Raw genomic sequence first — 366 nt, forward strand, 5'->3', positions numbered from 1 at the left:
GAAGTCGTAACAAGGTAGCCCTAGGGGAACCTGGGGCTGGATCACCTCCTTATACGAAGATATTCACGATAAGTGTCCACACAGATTGATTAGGTTTAATAAGTTAAGAGTAGGAAATACTTTTCCAGATGGGGCTATAGCTCAGCTGGGAGAGCGCCTCGCTGGCAGCGAGGAGGTCTGCGGTTCGATCCCGCATAGCTCCACCATCTTTAAGTGTTCTTCCTTAAGAATCTTTAAAAATGGTTATTTCTTTAATTAGAAAAATCTAGCTCTTTAACAATTTGGAAAGCTGACTGATTGATTACTTACGAGTAATTCAATCAAATTTAAAAGTTCTCAATGTTTACCTTTATGGTAAACACAACA

1 tRNA gene and 1 rRNA gene are annotated in these 366 nt (G+C 39.9%); both read left to right on the forward strand.

Going from position 1 to position 366, the window contains the following annotated elements:
- Positions 1 to 52, forward strand: a 16S ribosomal RNA gene (locus QQ041_RS23705); the annotation flags it as partial.
- A 78-nt stretch (positions 53 to 130) separates the two neighbouring features.
- Positions 131 to 206, forward strand: a tRNA-Ala gene (locus tag QQ041_RS23710).
- Positions 207 to 366 lie beyond the last annotated feature (160 nt).

Source organism: Vibrio sp. TMPB1044 (genome assembly GCF_030442075.1).
Taxonomy (GTDB): Bacteria; Pseudomonadota; Gammaproteobacteria; order Enterobacterales; family Vibrionaceae; genus Vibrio; species Vibrio satsumensis.